The following is a 1,050-nucleotide window of genomic DNA, read 5'->3' as shown; positions in this document are numbered from 1 at the left end:
CGCCGGAGCCCGCGCCGGGGGCGCTCGACGTGCGGGGGCTGTGCGCCGCCGTCGCCGCGACGCTGCCGCAGGACGCGATCGTGGTCGACGAGGCGCTGACCGCGGCGGCGTCGCTGGCGATGTCGTTGCAGACCGCGCCGCGACACACCCAGATCGCGCTGACCGGTGGCGCGATCGGGATGGGGCTGCCCGCCGCGGTGGGTGCCGCGGTCGCCGCGCCGGACCGTCCGGTGGTGGCGGTGCAGGCCGACGGCAGCGCGCTCTACACCGCCCAGGCGCTGTGGACGATGGCCCGCGAGCGGCTCGACGTCACCGTCGTGCTGATCAACAACGCGGCGTACTCGATCCTGCGGGTGGAGCTGGCCCGCACGGGGGCCGGGGAGGCGGCGCACTCCGGGCGGGCGGGCCGGATGCTGGACCTGTCCGACCCGACGCCGGACTTCACCGCACTCGCGACCGGGCTCGGGGTGCCCGCCGAGCGGGTCACCACCACCGAGGGTCTGCTCGACGCGCTGCGTCGGGCACAGGCCGAGCCGGGTCCGCACCTGGTCGAGGCGATCGTCCCCGCCCTGGGCTGAGCCCCCTCGTCCGGAGGGCGCAGCCGGACGCCGCACGGGCCCGCGGTGCGCCGCACAGGTTCTTCCCCGTGCGGCGCACCCGGAGCTCGTGCGGCGCGGCGTCAGAGGGACAGCAGGCGGTCGAAGAACTCGCGGTAGCGGGTGAGCGCCTGGCGCAGGTCCTCGGTCGAGGCGTCGTCGCGGGAGAACTGGGCCTCCAGGTCGTCGCGCTGACGACGGAACAGCGACTCCATCTCGTCGAGGATCTCCCCCACCAGGGCGTTCGCCCCGTGGACGGCGCGGCGGGGCTCGTCGACGAACTCGCCCTTCAGCGTCGACCAGCGGTCCTGGTACTCGCGGGCCCGGTCGGCCGGGAGCAGCGACGAGCCGCCGGTGGCGGGGTCGGTCGCCGCCGGGCCGGCCCCGGGTCCGGTCGTGCCGCCCCGCGGGTCACCGGGGTCGCGCAGATCGTCGTGCCCGCGGCCCGGTGTCG

General features: G+C 76.9%; 1 protein-coding gene and 1 pseudogene. One reads left to right on the top strand and one right to left on the bottom strand.

Annotated elements, in window-relative coordinates; translation table 11 throughout:
• Window positions 1-578, top strand: a 578-nt coding sequence (locus GTW08_RS09640) for a thiamine pyrophosphate-dependent enzyme (protein ID WP_237453693.1), incomplete at its 5' end; no start/stop codon positions are given.
• Window positions 579-679: 101 nt separating this feature from the next.
• Here the strand turns inward: GTW08_RS09640 and GTW08_RS09635 are convergent.
• A pseudogene (locus GTW08_RS09635) lies at window positions 680-1,050 on the bottom strand (hypothetical protein); the annotation flags it as partial.

The sequence above is a fragment of the Pseudonocardia sp. SID8383 genome, from assembly GCF_009864975.1.
Lineage (GTDB): Bacteria > Actinomycetota > Actinomycetes > Mycobacteriales > Pseudonocardiaceae > Pseudonocardia > Pseudonocardia alni.
Note: the sequence above shows the minus strand (reverse complement) of the source record. Positions and strands in the feature narration are given on the sequence as shown.